Annotated in this window: 25 protein-coding genes; 23 read left to right on the top strand and 2 right to left on the bottom strand. The window is 66.8% G+C overall.

Translation table 11 applies throughout. The annotated features are described in order from the left end of the window. Nucleotides 1-23 precede the first annotated feature (23 nt). The 23 genes from rplB (at nt 24) to N802_RS05255 (ending at nt 13,754) form a co-directional block, all read left to right on the top strand. Nucleotides 24-860: a 50S ribosomal protein L2 gene (rplB, locus tag N802_RS05365; protein WP_035913329.1), complete on the top strand. Its 837-nt coding sequence runs from the start codon at nt 24-26 to the stop codon at nt 858-860. A gap of 18 nt (nt 861-878) precedes the next feature. After that, complete coding sequence (gene rpsS, locus N802_RS05360) at nt 879-1,160, top strand: 30S ribosomal protein S19 (protein WP_009775961.1); 282 nt, start codon at nt 879-881, stop codon at nt 1,158-1,160. 29 nt (nt 1,161-1,189) lie between these two features. Further along, on the top strand, nt 1,190-1,558 hold the full coding sequence (gene rplV / locus N802_RS05355; RefSeq protein ID WP_035913830.1) for a 50S ribosomal protein L22: 369 nt from the start codon (nt 1,190-1,192) through the stop codon (nt 1,556-1,558). After that, the gene (rpsC, locus tag N802_RS05350; protein ID WP_035913324.1) at nt 1,558-2,367 is read left to right on the top strand and encodes a 30S ribosomal protein S3; all 810 of its coding nucleotides are present in this window, start codon (nt 1,558-1,560) and stop codon (nt 2,365-2,367) included. The genes rplV and rpsC overlap by 1 nt, the downstream gene beginning before the upstream one ends. Continuing rightward, a complete protein-coding gene (rplP, locus tag N802_RS05345) occupies nt 2,367-2,786 on the top strand; it encodes a 50S ribosomal protein L16 (protein ID WP_009775958.1) in 420 nt (139 codons plus the stop codon). The genes rpsC and rplP overlap by 1 nt, the downstream gene beginning before the upstream one ends. Beyond that, nucleotides 2,786-3,043: a 50S ribosomal protein L29 gene (rpmC, locus tag N802_RS05340; RefSeq protein ID WP_035913320.1), complete on the top strand. Its 258-nt coding sequence runs from the start codon at nt 2,786-2,788 to the stop codon at nt 3,041-3,043. The genes rplP and rpmC overlap by 1 nt, the downstream gene beginning before the upstream one ends. Next, complete coding sequence (gene rpsQ, locus N802_RS05335; protein ID WP_035913317.1) at nt 3,040-3,330, top strand: 30S ribosomal protein S17; 291 nt, start codon at nt 3,040-3,042, stop codon at nt 3,328-3,330. Before rpmC ends, rpsQ begins: the two co-directional genes overlap by 4 nt. Nucleotides 3,331-3,434: 104 nt before the next feature. Then, nucleotides 3,435-3,803: a 50S ribosomal protein L14 gene (gene rplN / locus N802_RS05330; RefSeq protein WP_035913313.1), complete on the top strand. Its 369-nt coding sequence runs from the start codon at nt 3,435-3,437 to the stop codon at nt 3,801-3,803. A 2-nt stretch (nt 3,804-3,805) separates the two neighbouring features. Further along, nucleotides 3,806-4,153, top strand: coding sequence for a 50S ribosomal protein L24 (rplX, locus tag N802_RS05325; RefSeq protein ID WP_035913310.1), 348 nt, complete (start codon nt 3,806-3,808; stop codon nt 4,151-4,153). A 5-nt stretch (nt 4,154-4,158) separates the two neighbouring features. After that, the gene (gene rplE / locus N802_RS05320; RefSeq protein ID WP_035913307.1) at nt 4,159-4,722 is read left to right on the top strand and encodes a 50S ribosomal protein L5; all 564 of its coding nucleotides are present in this window, start codon (nt 4,159-4,161) and stop codon (nt 4,720-4,722) included. Between the two features lies 1 nt (nt 4,723). Then, the gene (locus N802_RS05315) at nt 4,724-4,909 is read left to right on the top strand and encodes a type Z 30S ribosomal protein S14 (protein ID WP_035902511.1); all 186 of its coding nucleotides are present in this window, start codon (nt 4,724-4,726) and stop codon (nt 4,907-4,909) included. Nucleotides 4,910-5,071: 162 nt separating this feature from the next. Further along, nucleotides 5,072-5,470: a 30S ribosomal protein S8 gene (gene rpsH, locus N802_RS05310; RefSeq protein WP_035913303.1), complete on the top strand. Its 399-nt coding sequence runs from the start codon at nt 5,072-5,074 to the stop codon at nt 5,468-5,470. An 11-nt stretch (nt 5,471-5,481) separates the two neighbouring features. Further along, on the top strand, nt 5,482-6,018 hold the full coding sequence (rplF, locus tag N802_RS05305; protein WP_035913300.1) for a 50S ribosomal protein L6: 537 nt from the start codon (nt 5,482-5,484) through the stop codon (nt 6,016-6,018). A gap of 3 nt (nt 6,019-6,021) precedes the next feature. Further along, the gene (gene rplR, locus N802_RS05300) at nt 6,022-6,396 is read left to right on the top strand and encodes a 50S ribosomal protein L18 (protein ID WP_035913295.1); all 375 of its coding nucleotides are present in this window, start codon (nt 6,022-6,024) and stop codon (nt 6,394-6,396) included. Nucleotides 6,397-6,439: 43 nt separating this feature from the next. Continuing rightward, nucleotides 6,440-7,114, top strand: a complete 675-nt coding sequence (rpsE, locus tag N802_RS05295; RefSeq protein WP_035913293.1) for a 30S ribosomal protein S5 — start codon at nt 6,440-6,442, stop codon at nt 7,112-7,114. Beyond that, a complete protein-coding gene (gene rpmD / locus N802_RS05290; RefSeq protein WP_035902503.1) occupies nt 7,114-7,296 on the top strand; it encodes a 50S ribosomal protein L30 in 183 nt (60 codons plus the stop codon). The genes rpsE and rpmD overlap by 1 nt, the downstream gene beginning before the upstream one ends. A gap of 2 nt (nt 7,297-7,298) precedes the next feature. Further along, complete coding sequence (gene rplO, locus N802_RS05285; protein ID WP_035913290.1) at nt 7,299-7,775, top strand: 50S ribosomal protein L15; 477 nt, start codon at nt 7,299-7,301, stop codon at nt 7,773-7,775. 193 nt (nt 7,776-7,968) lie between these two features. Next, entirely contained in the window at nt 7,969-9,285 is a 1,317-nt protein-coding gene (secY, locus tag N802_RS05280) for a preprotein translocase subunit SecY (RefSeq protein WP_035913288.1), read from the top strand. 1 nt (nt 9,286) lies between these two features. Then, on the top strand, nt 9,287-9,847 hold the full coding sequence (locus N802_RS05275) for an adenylate kinase (protein WP_035913286.1): 561 nt from the start codon (nt 9,287-9,289) through the stop codon (nt 9,845-9,847). Between the two features lie 134 nt (nt 9,848-9,981). Then, the gene (locus N802_RS19340; protein ID WP_052109461.1) at nt 9,982-10,956 is read left to right on the top strand and encodes a hypothetical protein; all 975 of its coding nucleotides are present in this window, start codon (nt 9,982-9,984) and stop codon (nt 10,954-10,956) included. A gap of 166 nt (nt 10,957-11,122) precedes the next feature. After that, nucleotides 11,123-11,680, top strand: a complete 558-nt coding sequence (locus N802_RS05265; protein ID WP_035913285.1) for an NADPH-dependent FMN reductase — start codon at nt 11,123-11,125, stop codon at nt 11,678-11,680. Between the two features lie 130 nt (nt 11,681-11,810). Beyond that, a complete protein-coding gene (map, locus tag N802_RS05260) occupies nt 11,811-12,659 on the top strand; it encodes a type I methionyl aminopeptidase (protein WP_035913284.1) in 849 nt (282 codons plus the stop codon). 72 nt (nt 12,660-12,731) lie between these two features. Further along, on the top strand, nt 12,732-13,754 hold the full coding sequence (locus N802_RS05255) for an LLM class flavin-dependent oxidoreductase (protein WP_035913280.1): 1,023 nt from the start codon (nt 12,732-12,734) through the stop codon (nt 13,752-13,754). Nucleotides 13,755-13,773: 19 nt separating this feature from the next. On the opposite strand, the gene N802_RS05250 is transcribed toward N802_RS05255, so the two are convergent. Then, entirely contained in the window at nt 13,774-14,337 is a 564-nt protein-coding gene (locus tag N802_RS05250) for a dihydrofolate reductase family protein (protein ID WP_035913276.1), read from the bottom strand. Beyond that, nucleotides 14,337-14,984, bottom strand: coding sequence for a dihydrofolate reductase family protein (locus tag N802_RS05245; protein WP_035913272.1), 648 nt, complete (start codon nt 14,982-14,984; stop codon nt 14,337-14,339). The genes N802_RS05250 and N802_RS05245 overlap by 1 nt, the downstream gene beginning before the upstream one ends. Nucleotides 14,985-15,015 lie beyond the last annotated feature (31 nt).

Below are 15,015 nucleotides of genomic sequence, written 5' to 3'. Positions count from 1 at the left end.
TGAGGAACTTAAGGAAACACGACATGGGTATCCGCAAGTACAAGCCGACGACGCCTGGCCGTCGCGGCTCAAGCGTCGCCGACTTCGTCGAGATCACGCGCACCACGCCTGAGAAGTCGCTGGTCCGCCCGCTCACCAAGAGCGGTGGTCGCAACAACAACGGCCGCATCACGACGCGTCACATCGGTGGTGGCCACAAGCGCGCCTACCGCCTCATCGACTTCCGTCGCCACGACAAGGACGGCATCCCGGCCAAGGTCGCTCACATCGAGTACGACCCCAACCGCACCGCCCGCATCGCGCTGCTGCACTACGCCGACGGCGAGAAGCGCTACATCCTGGCCCCCAAGGGTCTGGAGCAGGGCGCCAACATCGAGAACGGCCCCGGCGCTGACATCAAGCCCGGCAACAGCCTGCCGCTGCGCAACATCCCGACGGGTACGGTCATCCACGCCGTCGAGCTCCGCCCCGGTGGCGGCGCGAAGATCGCGCGTTCGGCCGGCGTCCGGGTCCAGCTCGTCGCCAAGGACGGTCCCTACGCCCAGCTGCGTATGCCGTCCGGTGAGATCCGCAACGTCGACGCGCGCTGCCGCGCGACGATCGGCGAGGTCGGCAACGCCGAGCAGTCCAACATCAACTGGGGCAAGGCCGGCCGCATGCGCTGGAAGGGCAAGCGCCCGACCGTCCGTGGTGTCGTCATGAACCCGGTCGACCACCCGCACGGTGGTGGCGAAGGCCGCACCTCCGGTGGCCGTCACCCGGTGAGCCCCTGGGGCAAGCCGGAGGGCCGCACCCGTCGCCCCGGCAAGCCGAGCGACAAGATGATCGTCCGCCGACGCCGCACCGGCAAGAAGCGCTGACATAGGAGCCATTGACACATGCCTCGTAGCTTGAAGAAGGGCCCCTTCATCGACGACCACCTTCAGAAGAAGGTGGACGTCCAGAACGAAGCGGGCACCAAGAACGTCATCAAGACCTGGTCGCGCCGTTCGGTCATCAGCCCGGACATGCTCGGCCACACCCTCGCCGTCCACGACGGCCGCAAGCACGTCCCGGTGTTCGTCACCGAGTCGATGGTCGGCCACAAGCTCGGCGAGTTCGCACCCACGCGCACCTTCAAGGGTCACGTGAAGGACGACAAGAAGGGCCGGCGCCGCTGATGGCCACCAACACCACCACCGAGATCACCCTGGAGGCCCGGGCCCAGGCCCGCCACGTCCGGGTGACCCCGCAGAAGGCGCGTCGCGTCATCGACCTCATCCGCGGCAAGAACGCCAGCGAGGCCATCGCCACGCTGCGCTTCGCCCCGCAGGGTGCGTCCGACCCGATCCTGAAGGTGCTCGAGAGCGCCATCGCCAACGCGCGGGTCAAGGCCGACAAGACCGCCGAGCGTTTCGACGAGCGCGAGCTCGTCATCACGTCCGCCTTCGTCGACGAGGGCGCCACGATGAAGCGTTTCCGTCCGCGTGCGCAGGGTCGCGCCTCGCGTATCAACAAGCGCACGAGCCACATCACCGTGGTCGTCGCGCCCAAGCCCAGCAAGGGAGGCAACCGCTAATGGGTCAGAAGGTCAACCCGCACGGCTTCCGTCTGGGTATCACGTCCGAGCACCGCAGCCGCTGGTTCGCTGACTCCACCAAGGAGGGTCAGCGCTACCGCGACTACGTCAAGGAAGACGTCGCCATCCGCAAGCTCATGTCCGAGGGCATGGAGCGCGCCGGCATCTCCAAGGTCGAGATCGAGCGCACCCGTGACCGCGTCCGCGTGGACATCCACACGGCACGTCCCGGCATCGTCATCGGTCGCCGTGGCGCCGAGGCCGACCGCATCCGCGGCGAGCTCGAGAAGCTCACGGGCAAGCAGGTCCAGCTGAACATCCTCGAGGTCAAGAACCCCGAGACCGATGCTCAGCTCGTCGCCCAGGGCGTCGCCGAGCAGCTCTCTGCTCGCGTCTCGTTCCGTCGCGCCATGCGCAAGAGCATGCAGTCGGCGACCCGCGCCGGTGCCAGGGGCATCCGCGTCCAGGTCTCCGGCCGTCTCGGCGGCGCCGAGATGTCGCGCACCGAGTTCTACCGCGAGGGTCGCGTGCCGCTGCACACGCTTCGCGCGAACATCGACGTGGGCTTCTACGAGGCCCGCACCACCTTCGGCCGCATCGGCGTGAAGGTCTGGATCTACAAGGGTGACCTCACCGCGCGTGAGCTCGCTGCCCAGCAGGCCACCGCGCCGCGCCAGGGCCGCGGCCCGCGTCGCGATGGTGCCGACCGTCCTGCCCGCGCTCGTCGCGGCGACCGCCAGGACGCAGGCCAGGCCACCGAGGCCCCCGCCGCCGCCCCGGCGGAGAGCACTGAGGGAGCGTCCAACTGATGTTGATTCCCCGTCGCGTCAAGCACCGCAAGCAGCACCACCCGGGTCGTTCCGGCGCTGCCAAGGGTGGGACGACCATCGCGTTCGGTGACTACGGCCTCCAGGCTCTCGAGCCGGCATACGTCACCAACCGCCAGATCGAGTCCGCTCGTATTGCGATGACTCGCTACATGAAGCGTGGAGGAAAGGTGTGGATCAACATCTACCCCGACCGCCCGCTGACCAAGAAGCCGGCTGAGACCCGCATGGGTTCCGGTAAGGGTTCGCCCGAGTGGTGGATCGCCAACGTCAAGCCCGGACGCATCATGTTCGAGATCTCCGGTGTGTCCGAAGAGGTCGCGCGCGAAGCCATGCGCCTGGCCATGCACAAGCTGCCGATGAAGTGCCGCTTCGTCCAGCGTGAGGGTGGTGACTTCTGATGGCAGTCGGTTCCAAGGACCTGATCTCCAAGGAGCTGCGTGGATTCGACGACGACCGTCTCGTCGACGAGCTGCGCAAGGCCAAGGAAGAGCTGTTCAACCTGCGGTTCCAGTCCGCAACGGGACAGCTCGACAACCACGGTCGTCTCCGCGCCGTCCGCAAGGACATCGCCCGGATCTACACCGAGATGCGTGAGCGCGAGCTTGGCATTGGTTCCGCTCCCGCCGAGTCGGCCGAGTCGGAGGAGAGCAAGTGAGTGAGAACGTGAAGGACGAGACCGTGGCTGCCGAGGCACGCAACTACCGCAAGACCCGCCAGGGCTACGTCGTCAGCGACAAGATGGACAAGACCGTCGTTGTCGAGGTCGAGGACCGCGTGAAGCACGCGCTCTACGGCAAGGTGCTGCGTCGCTCCAGCAAGGTCAAGGCGCACGACGAGGAGAACGTTGCCGGCATCGGTGACCGCGTCCTCATCATGGAGACCCGCCCCCTCTCGGCGACCAAGCGCTGGCGCGTGGTCGAGATCCTCGAGAAGGCCAAGTAAAACTTTGCGGGGGGCTTCGGCCCCCCGCGCCCCCCGAAGTTCGGCCAGGCTCTGCCGCCCCGCGGCCAAGCAGAGAACCAGCACGACGTATAGGAGACAGATAAGTGATCCAGCAGGAGTCGCGAGTGCGCGTCGCCGACAACACTGGTGCCAAGGAGATCTTGTGCATCCGTGTTCTCGGTGGCTCGGGTCGCCGGTATGCCGGTATTGGCGACACGATCGTCGCCACGGTGAAGGACGCCATCCCCGGCGGCAACGTCAAGAAGGGCGACGTCGTCAAGGCGGTCATCGTCCGCACCAAGAAGGAGCGCCGTCGCGCCGACGGTTCCTACATCAAGTTCGATGAGAACGCCGCAGTGATCCTCAAGACCGACGGTGACCCCCGTGGTACCCGCATCTTCGGCCCGGTGGGTCGTGAGCTGCGCGACAAGAAGTTCATGAAGATCATCTCGCTGGCCCCGGAGGTGCTCTGACCATGTCGAAGTTCCGCATCAAGAAGGGCGACACCGTCCAGGTGCTCGCCGGCAAGGACAAGGGCACGACCGGCAAGGTCATCTCCGTCGACCGCGAGAAGAGCCGCGTCCTCGTCGAGGGTGTCAACCGCGTCACCCGTCACACCAAGGCCGGCCAGACTGCCCGTGGCAGCCAGACCGGTGGCCTCATCGTCCAGGAGGCGCCGATCCACGTGAGCAACGTGCAGGTCGTCGACCCCGAGGACAAGAAGCCGACCCGTACCAAGACCCGCGTCGAGACCGTTGAGCGCGACGGCCGCCAGAAGGCGACCCGCACCCGCGTTGGCGTGCGCTCGGGCAAGGACCTGTGAGCCAGATGACTGAGACCACCGCTGTGCGCCCCCGCCTGAAGGAGCGCTACACCGACGAGATCAAGGCCAACCTGCACGAGCAGTTCGGCTACGCCAACGTCATGCAGGTTCCCGGCGTCGTCAAGGTCGTCGTCAACATGGGTGTCGGCGACGCGGCGAAGGACAGCAAGCTCATCGAGGGCGCGGTTCGCGACCTCACGGCGATCACCGGTCAGAAGCCGGTCGTTACCAAGGCGCGCAAGTCCATCGCCCAGTTCAAGCTGCGTGAGGGCATGCCGATCGGCACGCACACCACGCTGCGCGGCGACCGCATGTGGGAGTTCCTCGACCGACTCATCTCGGTCGCGCTTCCCCGCATCCGCGACTTCCGTGGCATGAGCCCGACCCAGTTCGACGGCCGCGGCAACTACACGTTCGGCCTCACGGAGCAGTCGATGTTCCACGAGATCGACCAGGACAAGATCGACCGCGTCCGGGGCATGGACATCACCATCGTCACCACCGCGACGAACGACGACGAGGGACGCGCGCTGCTCAAGGCGCTCGGCTTCCCGTTCAAGGAGAAGTGACATGGCCAAGACCGCTCTTGTCAACAAGGCGAACAAGAAGCCGAAGTTCAAGGTGCGCGGCTACACGCGCTGCCAGCGCTGCGGCCGTCCCCACTCGGTCTACCGCAAGTTCGGCCTGTGCCGGATCTGCCTCCGGGAGATGGCCCACCGCGGTGAGCTCCCCGGCGTGACCAAGTCGTCCTGGTGACCTTCCAGAACTGAACAAGACCACGAGGTATGCCGCTGGGCACAGTCCAGCGCCTACCTCACCCCGCCGCTCACGCGGCATACCCCAAGACCATCTACATCGAAGGTCAGCCGGAGCAACAGCCCCGGATGAAACCACGGTGAGAGAGGGCGGAGAAGCCCAATGACAATGACTGACCCGATTGCGGACATGCTGACCCGCGTCCGGAACGCCAACTCGGCGCACAAGGACACGGTCTCCATGCCGTTCAGCAAGCTCAAGTCGCACATCGCGGAGATCCTCGAGGCCGAGGGTTACATCGCCGGCTGGACCGTCGAGGACGCCGAGGTCGGCAAGACCTTGACCGTCAACCTCAAGTACGGCCCCAACCGCGAGCGTTCCATCGCGGGTGTGCGCCGCGTGTCCAAGCCCGGACTGCGCGTGTACGCCAAGTCGACCAACCTTCCCAAGGTGCTCGGTGGACTCGGCGTCGCCATCATCTCGACCTCCTCCGGTCTTCTGACCGACCGGCAGGCCGCCAACAAGGGTGTGGGTGGGGAAGTCCTCGCCTACATCTGGTAAGGGGATCTGACATGTCGCGCATCGGACGTCTTCCGGTTGCCATCCCCGCGGGTGTCGAGGTCAGCGTCGAGGGCCAGACCGTCAAGGTCAAGGGTCCCAAGGGCGAACTCGCACACACGGTGGCGCAGCCCATCACGGTCGAGAAGACCGACGGCGAGGTCCAGGTGTCCCGGCCCAACGACGAGCGCGAGTCGCGTTCGCTCCACGGCCTGACCCGCTCGCTCATCAACAACATGGTTCTCGGTGTCACCGAGGGCTACGTCAAGAAGCTCGAGATCCACGGCACGGGTTACCGCGTGCAGAACAAGGGCGGCTCGCTCGAGTTCGCGCTCGGCTACTCGCACTCGATCACCATCGACGCACCGAAGGGCATCACCTTCACCGTCGAGAACCCCACGCGGTTCCAGGTCGAGGGCATCGACAAGCAGCTCGTCGGTGAGGTTGCCGCCAACATTCGCAAGCTCCGCAAGCCCGACCCCTACAAGGGCAAGGGCGTGCGCTACGCCGGCGAGCACATCCGCCGCAAGGTCGGAAAGGCTGGTAAGTAAGCCATGGCAATGATCATCAAGCGCGCCAAGGGCAAGGTCGCTGCACGCGGCCGTCGCCACATCCGCGTCCGCAAGCACGTCTCGGGAACGGCAGCACGGCCCCGTCTCGTCGTCTCGCGCTCGTCGCGTCACGTCTTCGTCCAGGTTGTCGACGACGTGGCCGGCAAGACCGTCGCTTCGGCGTCGACGATGGAGGCTGACCTCCGTTCGTTCGACGGCGACAAGACCGCCAAGGCCAAGAAGGTCGGCGAGCTCGTCGCCGAGCGTGCCAAGGCGGCCGGTGTCGAGGCTGTTGTCTTCGACCGTGGTGGCAACAAGTACCACGGTCGCGTTGCGGCCATCGCCGATGGCGCCCGCGAGGGTGGGCTGTCGCTGTGACCCACATGCTCTCCCAGTCCAGTGTTGAAATGAGGAACATCTGATGCCAGGACCCCAGCGTCGAGGCACCGGTCCCGCGTCGTCCACCGGCGACAACCGCAGTGACAACCGTGGCGGCGACCGTCGCGGTGGCCGTGGCGACGACCGCCGTGGTGGCGGCCGCGAGGCCGAGAAGAGTCAGTACCTTGAGCGGGTTGTGACCATCAACCGCGTCTCCAAGGTCGTCAAGGGTGGTCGTCGCTTCAGCTTCACCGCGCTCGTCGTCGTCGGTGACGGTGACGGCACCGTGGGCGTCGGCTACGGCAAGGCGAAGGAAGTTCCTGCCGCGATCGCCAAGGGTGTCGAGGAGGCCAAGAAGGAGTTCTTCAAGGTCCCGCGCATCCAGGGCACGATCCCGCACCCCGTCCAGGGTGAGGCCGCTGCCGGCGTCGTCATGCTCCGCCCCGCCAGCCCCGGTACCGGTGTCATCGCCGGTGGCCCGGTCCGTGCGGTGCTCGAGTGCGCAGGCATCCACGACGTGCTGTCCAAGAGCCTCGGCTCGGACAACGCGATCAACATCGTCCACGCGACGGTTCAGGCCCTCAAGGAGCTTGAGCGTCCGGAGTCCGTGGCGGCCCGTCGTGGCCTCCCGGTGGACCAGGTTGCCCCGGCTGCGATGCTTCGCGCCCAGGCTGCTGGTATCGCCGAGGCTCGCGACGCCGCGAAGGCAGGTGCGTGATGGCTCGCCTCAAGGTGACCCAGACCCGTTCGGAGATCGGCGGCAAGCAGAACCAGCGTGACACGCTGCGCAGCCTCGGTCTCAAGCGCATTGGCGACGTCGTCGTCAAGGAGGACCGTCCCGAGATCCGCGGGATGGTCAAGACGGTGACGCACCTCGTTGCCGTCGAGGAGGTTGACTGATCATGGCTGACTCCAAGAAGGCCACCGAAACCCAGGCTTCGGCGCTCAAGGTCCACCACCTGCGTCCTGCCCCCGGTGCCAAGACCGCCAAGACCCGTGTCGGTCGTGGTGAGGGCTCCAAGGGTAAGACCGCTGGTCGCGGTACCAAGGGTACGAAGGCTCGCTACCAGGTTCCGGAGCGCTTCGAGGGTGGCTCGACCCCCCTCCACATGCGTCTCCCGAAGCTGCGCGGCTTCAAGAACCCGTTCAAGACCGAGTACCAGGTCGTGAACCTCGACAAGCTCTCCTCCCTCTTCCCCGAGGGTGGCGACGTGACGATCGAGGACCTCGTGTCCAAGGGTGCGGTCCGCGGTGGCCAGCTCGTCAAGGTGCTCGGCACCGGCGAGATCACCGTCGCGGTCAACGTGACCGCCAACGCGTTCTCGTCCTCCGCCAAGGAGAAGATCGAGGCCGCAGGCGGCTCGGCCACGCAGGCCTGAGCTTCACCACAGTGCGTATGCCGCAGGGCGCGGTTCCCGGAGGCACTCCGGGAACTCGCCTTGCGGCATCCGTCGTTTGACCCCTTGCACCGACCATGGTCGTCGACCGTGGCTCGTCGCGGGGTATCTTTGTTCGTCGATCACCACGATCACCACACTTTGACGCGGCTCTGGCCGCCCACCTGGAGGACCTGTGCTCACCGCTTTCGGCCGCGCGTTCAAGACGCCCGACCTGCGCAGGAAGATCCTGTTCACCCTCGCGGTCATCGCGATCTACCGGCTCGGCGCCCACGTGCCGACGCCCGGCGTGAGCTACTCGCTCATCCAGGCGTGCCAGGAGGGTGCGGGTGACGCCAACGACCTGCTTGGACTGGCGAACCTCTTCAGCGGTGGGGCACTGCTCCAGCTGTCGATCTTCGCGCTCGGGATCATGCCGTACATCACGGCGAGCATCATCGTCCAGCTGCTGACGGTCGTCATCCCCAAGTTCGAGACCCTCAAGAAGGAGGGGCAGGCCGGCCAGGCGAAGATGACGCAGTACACGCGTTATCTGACGATCGGACTCGCGGTCCTCCAGTCGGCCACGTTCATCACCTTCGCGCAGAACCCCTCGCAGCTCTTCGCGAACCCGGCGTGCACCAACATCCTCACGGACGACTCGACGGTCACGATCCTGATCATGGTCCTCACCATGACGGCCGGCACCGGCGTGGTCATGTGGATGGGTGAGCTCGTGACCGACAAGGGCATCGGCAACGGCATGTCCATCCTCATCTTCACCTCGATCGCCGCCACCTTCCCCGGTGCGCTCTGGGCGATCCAGCAGCGTGAGGGTCGCTGGGACATCTTCCTCGGCGTCATCCTCATGGGCTTCTTCATCATCGCCCTCGTGGTGTTCGTCGAGCAGAGCCAGCGGCGCATCCCGGTCCAGTACGCCAAGCGCGTGGTCGGCCGCAAGGAGTACGGCGGCACGTCGACCTACATCCCGCTCAAGGTCAACATGGCCGGTGTCATCCCGGTGATCTTCGCCAGCTCGCTGCTGGCGCTCCCGACCTTGCTCGCGCAGTTCAACCGCCGGGCCGACGGGACGAGCCCCGGCTGGGTGGAGTGGATCGACGCCAACTTCGCCGCCGGTGACACGTGGGAGTACGCCCTCACCTACACCGTCCTCATCCTCTTCTTCACGTTCTTCTACGTGTCGATCACGTTCAACCCGGAGGAGGTCGCCGGCAACATGAAGAAGTACGGCGGCTTCATCCCCGGAATCCGGGCTGGTGCACCCACCGTCGCGCACCTCCAGTACGTCCTCACCCGCATCACGGTCCCTGGGGCGATCTACCTCGCGCTTGTCTCGCTCATCCCGCTGGTCGCGCTTGTCCTCGTCGGGGCCAACCAGAACTTCCCCTTCGGCGGCACCTCGATCCTCATCATCGTCGGCGTCGGCCTCGAGACGGTGAAGCAGATCCAGGCTCAGCTCGAAACACGCAATTACGAAGGGTTCCTCCGCTGACATGCGTCTGATCATCCTTGGTCCCCCCGGGGCCGGTAAGGGCACGCAGGCTGCCCGCATCGCCGAGCACTTCGGCATCCCCGCCATCTCCACCGGCGACATCTTCCGCGCCAACATCAAGAACGGCACCGAGCTCGGCAAGCAGGTCCAGGAGATCACGGCCTCTGGTGGCTACGTCTCCGACGACATCACCAATGCGATCGTCGAGGACCGTCTGGCCCAGGACGACGCAGCCGAGGGCTTCCTCCTCGACGGCTACCCCCGCACCACCGGTCAGGTTGCCGCGCTCGACGCGATGCTCGCCAAGAGCGATCTCGGACTCGACAAGGTGCTCGCGCTGACGGTCGACGAGGACGCGGTGGTCGAGCGTCTGCTCAAGCGGGCCGAGATCGAGGGCCGCGTCGACGACACTGAGGACGTCATCCGCGAGCGCCAGGCGATCTACCGCCGCGAGACGGCCCCGCTCGTCGAGGTCTATGGCGAGCGTGGACTCCTCGTTGAGGTCGACGGTCTGGGCGCGATGGACGAGGTCACCGAACGAATCGTCACCGCCCTGAGCTGAACCCCCTCCGACCCAAGCAGTCGAGAGTAGTCAAAGTCCCGCCTCCCGCTCCGGGAGGCGGGACTTTGACTACTCTCGACCGGGCCTGTGGATGACCGCGCGGAGGGTTTCCGGATCTCGGCCATGCTCGGTTCATGCGACCGCAGCCGCTTCCCGAGGAGCTCGCCGGCGGGCCGTTCTCCACGGCCCGCGCTCGCGAACTCGGGCTGCCGCGCATGCGCCTCCATCGCGGTGATCTCGTCCATCCGACGCACGGCGCCCATTCCTTGCGCGCGCCGGTCACCGTGGAGGAGCGAGCCGCCGCTTTCGCCATGGGTATGCCGTCCGCCCGCGCGTTCTCGCACGTCACCTGTGCGGTCCTGCGCGATCTACCCCTCCCTCACTTCCTCGAGGACGAAGGCCGTCACGGCCCCCTCGACGTCATGGCCCCCACACGTGGTGGGCAGGTGGCGCGGGAAGGGTGCCGGGGACATCGTGGGCTGGAGATCCGTGAGGTCGAGGAAGTGGGAGGACTGAGCCTGATCGGGCTGGCTGACACGTGGTGCGATCTGGGGGAGTTGGGACGCGGTCGGCTGACGGTGGATGACTTCGTCGTGATGGGCGACGCCATCGTGGCCCGGCTCGACGCCCGCTCGGAGGTCACGATCCGGGCCGGTTCGAGGACGTCACCCGGCGTGCGGGCCTTGCACGCCGCGCTCGGGCGACGCGTGCGACCCCGGGGCAAGGTCATGCTCACCGAAGCGCTGACCCTCATCCGGCCCCGCGTGAAGTCGCCCATGGAGTCGAGGTCTCGACTGATGTTCGTTCGAGCAGGTTTCCCCGAACCCGAGGTCAACGGAATCGTGCTGGACGAGGCAGGGGAGTACGTGGCCGAGGCGGACCTTCTCTGGCGCGCGAAGCGGGTTGCCGCGGAATACCAGGGGAGCGTGCACGCCGATATCAAGGCACGCAGCGCCGATGAGGCCAAACGGCGGCTGCTCGAATCCCTGGATCACACCGTCCGCGAACTTTTCGCCGACGACGTGTTCCGAGCACCGCGGCGCATCGACACCCTCGAGTTCGTCGCCCGCGCGCTGGATCTCGATCCGCGCGACCTGATGATCGCCTGAACCAGCCAGTCGAGAGTAGCCAAAGTCCCGCTCGGACGCCTGCGACCCGGGAGTTTGCCTACTCTCGACACGTGCTGGAGGGGTGGACGCCTGGCTGCCTTGTGTGCACTGAGCCACATCGTCGGGATCCGGGAATGGACTGGCGAGCGGTCCCGTTAGTTGAATTGTGAACAACCTCAGCATCGTCGTTTCCAGCACGCGTCCGGGCCGCATTGGCCACAAGGTCACCGAGTGGGTGAGTCAGCAGGCGAACCCCGAGCAGTGGCAGGTCAAGGTCCTCGACCTCGCCGAAATCAACCTCCCGTTCTTCGACGAGGAGGACATGCCGATGAACGGCAACTACGCCAAGCCGCACACTCAGGCCTGGGCGAGCGCGATCTTCGAGTCCGACGCCATCGTCGTCGTGACGCCGCAGTACAACCGCAGCTTCCCGGCTCCGATCAAGAACGCTGTCGACTACCTCTTCGCCGAGTGGGACCGCAAGCCGATCGGCATCGTGGGCTACGGCTGGAGCGGAGCCGGTGACGCCCGCGCCGACCTGGCCAAGGTGCTCGGCCACGTCAAGGCGGACGTCGTCGGCGACCTCGGGCTGAGCTTCCCCGAGCAGCTCACCGTCGAGGGTGACGTTGTCGCCGCCGGCCGTGCGACTGACGAACTCAAGAGCCTGCTCGATGGTCTGCACAGCAAGGTGCTCGACCTCGACGAGGTCCCCGCCCAGTCCTGACCCAACACCCCTCAACTCCGACCCAAGCAGTCGAGAGTAGACAAAGTCCCGCCTCGCGATACGCGAGGCGGGACTTTGTCTACTGTCGACGGATTGGGGGAGGGGCGTCGCCGCCGGTAGGTTGCCCCCCATGGGATTGTTCGGACGTGAGCGCATCGAGGCCAAGACCCACGACCAGGTGCTGCTCATGCGCGCCGCCGGGTTGCTCGTCGGCCAGACGCTCGAGCTCATGCGCGCTTCGGTGAAGCCCGGCATGACGACCAAGGAACTCGACGCGCTCGCCGAGGCCCACATCCGCGACGGCGGCGGTATCCCGAGCTTCCTGGGCTATCACGGCTTCACCGGCACGCTCTGCACGTCGGTCAACGAGGAGGTCGTCCATGGCATCCCCGGATCCCGTGTCCTGCAGGAGGGTGACCTCCTCTCCATCGACTGCGGCGCCATCGTCGAGGGCTGGCACGGTGACGCGGCGATCTCGCTCATCGTCGGCGGTCGTGAGGCGGGTCGACCGGAGGACCTCGAACTCATCGATGACACCGAGGCCTCGATGTGGGCGGGCATCGCCGCCCTCGCCGTGGGCGAAAGCCTGTATGCCGTGGGCGCGGCTGTCGAGGACAGCATCACCGCGGCGGGGGAGCGGCGCGGTCGGGAGTACGGCATCGTCGAGGACTACGTCGGGCACGGCATCGGCACGTCGATGCACATGGACCCGCAGGTGCCGAACTACCGCGTGAGCGGCAAGGGCCCCAAGGTCGTCGACGCCACGACCATCGCGATCGAGCCGATGGTGACCCTGGGCGACGAGGCCAACCGCGTCCTCGAGGACGACTGGACGGTCGTGACGAACGACGGCTCCCGCGCGGCCCACTGGGAGAACACCGTGGCGGCGACCTCGCAGGGTCTCTGGGTTCTCACCGCCATCGACGGTGGCGAGGCCATGTTGCGCGAGCTCGGCGCGACCTACGCTCCACTCGACTGACCCGCAGGCAGGATCCGGAGGTCGGAGTTCGATGCAAGGAATGGGCGTCGACCTGCGGTGTTGAATGCAGGTATGAAGCACATCGGATTCCTGTCGTTCGGCCACTGGAACCCCCACCCGCAGTCGGCTGTCCGATCAGCCTCCGACGTGTTGCTCCAGTCGATCGAGCTGGCGGTGGCGGCCGAGGAGGTGGGGGCAGACGGGGCGTACTTCCGGGTGCACCACTTTGCCCAACAGCTCGCATCGCCCTTCCCGCTGCTCGCCGCCGCCGGAGCGAGGACGAGCCGGATCGAGCTCGGCACAGGCGTCATCGACATGCGCTACGAGAACCCCCACTACATGGCCGAGGACGCCGGGGCCGCCGACCTCATCGCGCAGGGGCGCCTCCAGTTGGGCATCAGCCGAGGATCGCCCGAGCAGGTCATCGAGGGCTACCGCCATTTCGGTCACGAACCTCGCGAAGGCGAGTCGGACGCGGACATGGCGCGACGGCATACGGCGCAGTTCCTCACCCTCTTGGAGGGCGAGGGGTTCGCCGAGCCCAGCCCCCGCCCGATGTTCCCCAACCCGCCCGGCCTGCTGCGCCTCGAGCCACACTCGGACGGTCTTCGGGACCGCATCTGGTGGGGTGCCGGCACGCGCGCGACGGCCGTCTGGACCGCGGAGCAGGGCATGAACCTCATGAGTTCGACGCTGCTCACCGAGGACACCGGGGTGCCCTTCCACCAGCTGCAGGCCGAGCAGATCCAGATGTTCCACGACGCGTGGCGTGAGGCCGGCCACGACCGCACCCCACGGACGTCGGTGAGCCGCAGCATCTTCCCGCTGGTGACGGCGCAGGACCACGCCTATTTCGGTGCGGACCGGCGCAGCAGTGACCAGGTCGGCATGATCGATGGCTCGCTTGCGCGGTTCGGGAAGTCGTATGCCGCCGAACCGGACGAGTTGGTGCGCCAGCTCGCCGAGGACGAGGCCATCGCCGCCGCCGACACGCTGCTGCTGACGATCCCCAACACCCTCGGTGTCGACTACAACGCCCACCTTCTGGAGAGCATCCTCACCCACGTGGCCCCCGCGCTGGGCTGGCGCGACTGACGGGAGTCCGGGCTCCGGGTCAGCCTTTCGAAACGTCGTAGATGAGTGCGACGGCGCCTCCCCGGAAGGCCCGCTGCTCGCGCAGGGAGAGTCCGGTCGTGAGACCGGATGGCAACCAGGGGAGGCCGCCGCCGGCGATGTGGGGCATGACGTATGCCGTGATCTCGTCGACGAGTCCCGCCTCCAGTGCCGCTGCGGCCAGGGTCGGCCCGCCGATGCTCACGTCAGTCGGGCTCTCCCGCACCAGCGTTGCGAGCCGGTCGAGGTCGAGCGTCGGCCAGAGCTCGGCGCGGGGTTCCGTCGGCGGAGACAGGGTCGACGACACGATGATCTTGTCGATCTCCTGCCACAGGGCAGCGAACTCGCGGTGCTCCGGCGCAGTCAGGTCCCCGGCCGGTGGGTCCTGCCAATAGCGCATCGTCTCCCAGAGGCCACGGCCGTAGACGTAGGTGCGCACTCCGCGCTCGTGGTCGTTGACGAAGGCGTGGAGGTCGTCGTCCGGCGTCGCCCATTCGAAGGACCCCGACGCATCGCGGGCGTAGCCGTCGAGCGAGGTGATCATGCCGTAGCGGAGGCGTCCCATCACGCGACCCTGCGCTGCCAGAACTGGTGGACGAAGCCGGGCCGATCGGAGCTCGTGGCCGAGATGTCGAACTGGGACTCGATGCCCTCCAGCCCTTCCCAGAGGGATTCACCGCGCCCCAGGACGATGGGGGCGACGACGAGGTGGAGATGGTCGACGAGTCCAGCCTTGAGGAACTCGCGGACGATCGTCGGGCCGCCACCGATGCGGACGTCCTTGTCGCCGGCAGCCTCACGGGCCTTGGCAAGGACCTCTGCGGGGGTGCCGTCGGTGAAGTGGAAAGTCGTCCCGCCCTCCATCTCGATCGACTCGTGGGGGTGATGGGTCATGACGAAGACCGGCGTGTGGAACGGCGGGTTGTCACCCCACCAGCCCTTCCAGCTCTCGTCCGTCCAGGGGCCGGGGTAGGGCCAGTACTTGCGACGCCCCATGATCTCGGCGCCGACGGTGCCGTCGTCGTAGCTGGCCATGGACAGGGCCCCGTCGAGGCCGTAGCGCACGCGGGTCTCGCCGCCGGTCTCGGGCGGGAACAGCCAGTCATGAAGCCGCTGACCCGCGTGGCCGAAGGGCTCCTCCAAGGTCTGTGGCTCGCCAGTGCCAAAACCGTCGAGGGAGATGCTGAACGCCGCGACGCGAACGATGGACATGGTGGACTCCTTCACATGAGTGCTTGCGATT

The organism is Knoellia sinensis KCTC 19936 (assembly GCF_000768705.1).
GTDB lineage: Bacteria > Actinomycetota > Actinomycetes > Actinomycetales > Dermatophilaceae > Knoellia > Knoellia sinensis.
Note: the sequence above shows the minus strand (reverse complement) of the source record. Positions and strands in the feature narration are given on the sequence as shown.

What these genes read in the sequence shown, in the direction of transcription:
- N802_RS05275 (WP_035913286.1), top strand. Translation starts at nt 9,287, where the DNA reads ATGCGTCTGATCATCCTTGGTCCCCCCGGGGCCGGTAAGGGCACGCAG.
- N802_RS05315 (WP_035902511.1), top strand. Translation starts at nt 4,724, where the DNA reads ATGGCCAAGACCGCTCTTGTCAACAAGGCGAACAAGAAGCCGAAGTTC.
- rplB (WP_035913329.1), top strand. Translation starts at nt 24, where the DNA reads ATGGGTATCCGCAAGTACAAGCCGACGACGCCTGGCCGTCGCGGCTCA.
- rplR (WP_035913295.1), top strand. Translation starts at nt 6,022, where the DNA reads ATGGCAATGATCATCAAGCGCGCCAAGGGCAAGGTCGCTGCACGCGGC.
- rplP (WP_009775958.1), top strand. Translation starts at nt 2,367, where the DNA reads ATGTTGATTCCCCGTCGCGTCAAGCACCGCAAGCAGCACCACCCGGGT.
- rplO (WP_035913290.1), top strand. Translation starts at nt 7,299, where the DNA reads ATGGCTGACTCCAAGAAGGCCACCGAAACCCAGGCTTCGGCGCTCAAG.
- N802_RS05250 (WP_035913276.1), bottom strand. Translation starts at nt 14,337, where the DNA reads ATGGGACGCCTCCGCTACGGCATGATCACCTCGCTCGACGGCTACGCC.
- rpsC (WP_035913324.1), top strand. Translation starts at nt 1,558, where the DNA reads ATGGGTCAGAAGGTCAACCCGCACGGCTTCCGTCTGGGTATCACGTCC.
- map (WP_035913284.1), top strand. Translation starts at nt 11,811, where the DNA reads ATGGGATTGTTCGGACGTGAGCGCATCGAGGCCAAGACCCACGACCAG.
- rplX (WP_035913310.1), top strand. Translation starts at nt 3,806, where the DNA reads ATGTCGAAGTTCCGCATCAAGAAGGGCGACACCGTCCAGGTGCTCGCC.
- rpsH (WP_035913303.1), top strand. Translation starts at nt 5,072, where the DNA reads ATGACAATGACTGACCCGATTGCGGACATGCTGACCCGCGTCCGGAAC.
- rpmC (WP_035913320.1), top strand. Translation starts at nt 2,786, where the DNA reads ATGGCAGTCGGTTCCAAGGACCTGATCTCCAAGGAGCTGCGTGGATTC.
- rplE (WP_035913307.1), top strand. Translation starts at nt 4,159, where the DNA reads ATGACTGAGACCACCGCTGTGCGCCCCCGCCTGAAGGAGCGCTACACC.
- N802_RS19340 (WP_052109461.1), top strand. Translation starts at nt 9,982, where the DNA reads ATGCGACCGCAGCCGCTTCCCGAGGAGCTCGCCGGCGGGCCGTTCTCC.
- rpmD (WP_035902503.1), top strand. Translation starts at nt 7,114, where the DNA reads ATGGCTCGCCTCAAGGTGACCCAGACCCGTTCGGAGATCGGCGGCAAG.
- N802_RS05245 (WP_035913272.1), bottom strand. Translation starts at nt 14,984, where the DNA reads ATGTCCATCGTTCGCGTCGCGGCGTTCAGCATCTCCCTCGACGGTTTT.
- rpsE (WP_035913293.1), top strand. Translation starts at nt 6,440, where the DNA reads ATGCCAGGACCCCAGCGTCGAGGCACCGGTCCCGCGTCGTCCACCGGC.
- N802_RS05255 (WP_035913280.1), top strand. Translation starts at nt 12,732, where the DNA reads ATGAAGCACATCGGATTCCTGTCGTTCGGCCACTGGAACCCCCACCCG.
- rpsS (WP_009775961.1), top strand. Translation starts at nt 879, where the DNA reads ATGCCTCGTAGCTTGAAGAAGGGCCCCTTCATCGACGACCACCTTCAG.
- rplF (WP_035913300.1), top strand. Translation starts at nt 5,482, where the DNA reads ATGTCGCGCATCGGACGTCTTCCGGTTGCCATCCCCGCGGGTGTCGAG.